The 4,602-nt window shown below is 39.9% G+C and carries 6 protein-coding genes; 3 read left to right on the top strand and 3 right to left on the bottom strand.

Annotated features, from left to right (window positions below; translation table 11 throughout):
• Nucleotides 1-225: 225 nt before the first annotated feature.
• Nucleotides 226-603, top strand: coding sequence for a hypothetical protein (locus tag AC5JMK_RS12660; RefSeq protein WP_096676556.1), 378 nt, complete (start codon nucleotides 226-228; stop codon nucleotides 601-603).
• 66 nt (nucleotides 604-669) lie between these two features.
• Here the strand turns inward: AC5JMK_RS12660 and cobT are convergent, their stop codons facing one another.
• The 3 genes from cobT to AC5JMK_RS12645 all read right to left on the bottom strand — a co-directional run bounded on the left by cobT (nucleotide 670) and on the right by AC5JMK_RS12645 (nucleotide 3,370).
• Entirely contained in the window at nucleotides 670-1,815 is a 1,146-nt protein-coding gene (cobT, locus tag AC5JMK_RS12655) for a nicotinate mononucleotide-dependent phosphoribosyltransferase CobT (protein ID WP_495910236.1), read from the bottom strand.
• A gap of 45 nt (nucleotides 1,816-1,860) precedes the next feature.
• On the bottom strand, nucleotides 1,861-2,532 hold the full coding sequence (locus AC5JMK_RS12650; protein ID WP_096676558.1) for a DUF2232 domain-containing protein: 672 nt from the start codon (nucleotides 2,530-2,532) through the stop codon (nucleotides 1,861-1,863).
• Nucleotides 2,533-2,671: 139 nt separating this feature from the next.
• Complete coding sequence (locus AC5JMK_RS12645; protein ID WP_096676559.1) at nucleotides 2,672-3,370, bottom strand: Crp/Fnr family transcriptional regulator; 699 nt, start codon at nucleotides 3,368-3,370, stop codon at nucleotides 2,672-2,674.
• 271 nt (nucleotides 3,371-3,641) lie between these two features.
• Here AC5JMK_RS12645 and AC5JMK_RS12640 point away from each other — a divergent pair, with 271 nt between their 5' ends.
• Both AC5JMK_RS12640 and AC5JMK_RS12635 read left to right on the top strand, forming a co-directional pair.
• A complete protein-coding gene (locus AC5JMK_RS12640) occupies nucleotides 3,642-4,142 on the top strand; it encodes an FHA domain-containing protein (RefSeq protein WP_495910235.1) in 501 nt (166 codons plus the stop codon).
• A 231-nt stretch (nucleotides 4,143-4,373) separates the two neighbouring features.
• Nucleotides 4,374-4,580 (top strand): hypothetical protein, encoded by a 207-nt coding sequence (locus tag AC5JMK_RS12635; protein WP_495910234.1) that lies wholly within the window; start codon nucleotides 4,374-4,376, stop codon nucleotides 4,578-4,580.
• Nucleotides 4,581-4,602: the final 22 nt, after the last annotated feature.

The following is a 4,602-nucleotide window of genomic DNA, read 5'->3' as shown; positions in this document are numbered from 1 at the left end:
GGTAAACAATAACTCTACTACGGAAAGCCCTCTTTATTTTGGCGAAGGTATTGTCAATACTCATGTTTAGTTGTATTTTCTAAATATATTGAGATTTATTGCTAAATAATTAGTTAAATATTTTATTGAAAAAAATAATATGGAAGCTTAAAAAAATCATAAATATGTTTAACGTTGCTACCTTATTGAATACCATAGAGAAAAATAAGCGTATGAGCATATTAAATGGAGCCATTACAAAAGCAGGTGCTATCTTTAAGTTATAAGCTAGATGCCCTATACCAAGTAATAGAGCAGCTTGATAATAAAGTATCTCAAGCTTTATCGGTTTGTAGCTTAGATACAAAAAATGACGATAAACAGGCTTTTTCAGAAAATAGTGATGCTAGTCGTTTTCCTTTAACAGGACATATCAACCTTAATCCAGAGATGGAACACAAGGATGTCATAGCAGACGGGGTTTATCCAGACTCAAATCTTCAGGGAGGAGATAGACATATTGCACCAGAAATTCAAATTCAAAGACTGACAGCACAATTAACAGCAGCATACAATCGAATTGCTGCTTTGGAAGAGCAATTATTACTAAAAAGAATTCATTAATTTAGTCATTAGTCATTAGTCATTAGTCATTAGTCATTAGTCATTAATTTTCGATAAATGACAAGACTAATCACTATTGATTGAGAGCATTCGCTCAATTTGACTTTCAATTGCTGCCAAAAGCTGATTTTGCTGCCAGTTTTGGTATAAATGAGCCATAATCGCTGCACCACCAGCCCCCATACCTTCTTTAACAAAACCCTGCTCATAGGCTTGGAGTTGAGGATAGCGAGAATGAGTAAAAATTAATTGAGTCGCAAGTAAAGACACAGGAGAGCCACTGAGGTTAATCAATTGGGCTAATTCAACAGTACTTCCTGTGGGATCTTCAGCTACCCAGCGAGTTGTACCAACAACTACTTGTGGCGATCGCCAGGGTAAAGAATAAGTTGTTGCGATCGCTCTCATCAGCGCGTATACCGCCAGCATTTGTGTTCCCCCAGCCAGTAAAACGCCACAACTACGACTTAGAGCGATCGCCATTCCTGCCATACTTACCTGCATGGGGTCGCCCACTGCTGCGACTAATTGAAGAGGATCTATTAACACAGATGGGGGAGTGTGGTTTCCCCCTGTAATCTTCTCAAGTCCAGCCTGCACCACTGCCAATTTTTGCGTATGGTTACAACTAGGGTGGCTACTGTTGACTTTTCCGGCTGCGTCTATACCTAAACCGAGTAAAATAGCCAAAGCCGTTGTGGTTCCACCTACTACACATTCACCCAAAACTACATAGCTTCCTTTAAGTTTGGCAGCTAGGCGATCGCCCCAAAACAGTCCCACCTCTAATAAATGTTGTACTGTTGCCAATTCCAAAGCATTACCATGACTTAAACATCTAGCAGTGCTACCCCCTAAATCAATCGCTGGGACATTTGGAGGGTAGGGTAAACCAGCATTAAATAAATAAACTGGAATATGTAACGCCTCTACCACAGTCCGAGAAATGAACACAGGTGACGCTCCAGCAGTTAAAGGTGGTAGAGGATACTGAGGTCTGTGTTCTACACCATAGTAAAGAAATTCAGCATCAGCAATGGCTGTATATTTACGATCCTCACTTGTCAGACCAGCTGCGGAAATACCCGGAATTAAACCAGTTTCAGTAAAACCTAATACACAGGCAAACAAGGGCGAACAACCGCTATATCGGTCAATCCATTCCTTACCCTGTTCATTTTCTGTATAAATACGAACAAACTTATTAGGCATTGGGGCATGAATCAGTTAACTGTTCCCTGTTCCCTGCTATGACTATTATTCATAATCCATCAAAACTTGTACCCAATGGGGGGGACGGGGAATGGAGTTTCCCAGGCGATCTAGTAATAGCCAAGCTGCGATGTGGACGAGAAACAGGTAAATAAAATTGTTTAAGATAATTAAAGCGATCGCTCCCAAATTGATCAAAGATGTACTGGGAGATGATAATATTGCTAGCTTCAGGAAGATCCACTCTACAACCTCTGTGACTTGATTAATTACATAAATCCAAAGGTCTTCCCCTGATAACACAGACAGCAACCACAACCGGAAAAATACCCCAATAGTACCCAATACAGCACCCAAGCTGATAGAAATAATCCAAGGAACACGACGATACCAAGCAGCCCCTAAAAGTACCCCCATAAACGCAAAGGGTATAACAAATAACATGCTGCGGACTGGGCCCATTAATACTGACAGCAGTAACCCAGAAGTTAAAGCTGCCATCCATGAAGCTCTTTTGCCCCAACGTAGATAAACTAGAGCGATCGGTACTGGGAAAAATATTTTCAATAATGGGCCTAATGGAAAATAGAAATTAATAAACCAAATTAAGCTAGCAGTACTGGCTAAAAACGCCGTTTCCATCATCCGTAAAGGCGCATCTAGCTTTAATTGCGGTTGTCTTAAATTATCTTGTTGATCTAGGGGTTTTCTAGTCATTGGTCATTAGTCATTGGTCATTGATTATATAGATTGTTGCTAATCACTAATTGTTCATTGCGATTCATCATTAGCCATGAACCACGAACTTTATCGAAGAAATGGGTTTAAATCCTTGCCGTTCTACAGCAATACAGTGTCAGACTATCATTTTCTCTAGTTCTGACAGATTAGGAATACAAATCACTTCCTGCTCTCGTTTGATCAAGCCTTTTTTTTCTAACTTCGTCAATACTCTGGTTACAGTTTCCCGCGCCAGTCCGCTTAAACTACTCAATTCGCGATGAGGTAAAATCGGAATTTCAGTTCCTGTTTGCCCTTTTTTTCCTTGTCCCTCTGCCAAAAACAATAATGTGTCTGCAACACGGGACTGACTGTCAGATTCCCGCAATCGCAACCGCCGATTTACTTGTCGTAGGCGTCGTGCCATTAATTGGGACAACCTTACTCCAGCCAAGGGTTCTGTCTGAAGTAACTTCACAAAATCTTGGGCAGGCATACTGCCAATCAAAGTTCCAGTTAAAGTAATTACATCTGTAGAACGAGGGACTTCATCAAGTGCAGCCATTTCACCAAATAACTCTCCCTTGCCGAGGATATTCAGTGTTACTTCTTTTCCTTCGAGATTGTAAGTGCGAATTTTTACCCATCCCTCAATAATAAAATAAACAGAACCTCCCCAGTCATTTTCTAGCAAAATCACCTGATTAGCTGGGTGAGTACGGGTAACAAGATGAGTTAGAGCTACTTCGACAACAGTTTCTGGCAAACCTTGAAAAAAGGGAGCCGAATAAATCCAGGGATTGGCGGATGTTTGCACGCTATATCGCTCTTCCATTAGGACATCTTAATTGATCATTGATCAACACTGGCATCTAAACAATAGACTTCATACAAAACTAAGCTTAATTTAACCCGTTCGGGTAAAAAGGAAGAGGTAAAGCAGAGAATCAATTTTCAATAAAAATTCAAGCTATCTTGGATTGACATGAGAGTAATTTGACATAGCTTGTCAGTTGCCTTCTACCACGCCATACCAAAATAATATTCTGTGACAGCAACCTCACTAAATTTTTACAAGTCAGATGGTAAGAGGAGGTATTTGAGCAATGTTATTTTCAGAATGTCACTTTCTTGATGTTCAAGAGCCAAATGGCAAACAGTACACGATCAAGCTAGAACAGGAAAGGCTGACCGTCGGTAGAACTAACGGTAATGATATTGTCTTACCTAATCCCGAAAAGACTATCTCGCGCCAACATTGTGTGCTAAAGCGTGAAGCAAATGTTTGGTGGGTAGAGGATGAGTCGAGTGCAAATGGAACCTTTGTGCAACGGTACAATACTGATACCAAGATAGACGTGCGCCAGCATAGTAGATTACAGCTAAACAACGGAGATGTCATACTTATTCTGGGCAAATTTGTAGACGGAGACGAACCTGTATTTTGGTTGCTGACATTCCGAGACAGTGATCAAACTGGTAGATATTTACAGTTTCAACCACCTGCCCACTTGGAGTACAGTTTAAATCAACAGAAACTTTTTTTAGTGGATGGTGGGAAAACAGAGGAGATTGTTCTGAGTCGAAAAGAGCGCAATCTCATATAACGGTGTAAGTAATTTTTTTACCTTACATAAATTTACGGTTGACAAGTGGATTGAATGTCATTGAGAAGCGTTATATTGAAGAATACTGACAATTACGATGAAAAAACCAGGATTTTGGAATCTGGTTTTGAGGGCGATCGCTATTTTGAAATGTGGGTAATCACAAGTAAATAAAAGCTGGGGCTTGAAGTATTGTTCACTCAATATCTTCAAAAAAGAAGGTTAATTATTATGCAACAAGACCAAGAAAGTCATAATCAGAATGATAATTCAATTGATTCTACAAACAGCACTCCTGGGGTAAAAATGCAGCCGGAAGTTCAAACAAAAGAAGACATAATCACTTACTGGCAACCAAATCATCAATTAAAAAATGGTCGCTATGTTATTAATAATATCTTAGGTATCAATACCTTCGCCAAATTTATGAACTGGTAGAACAAGGATCGGCAGGGTGGAT

This window comes from Pelatocladus sp. (assembly GCF_059505505.1).
The sequence above is the reverse complement of the archived record's forward strand: the minus strand, read 5'-3'. Positions and strand labels throughout refer to the sequence as shown.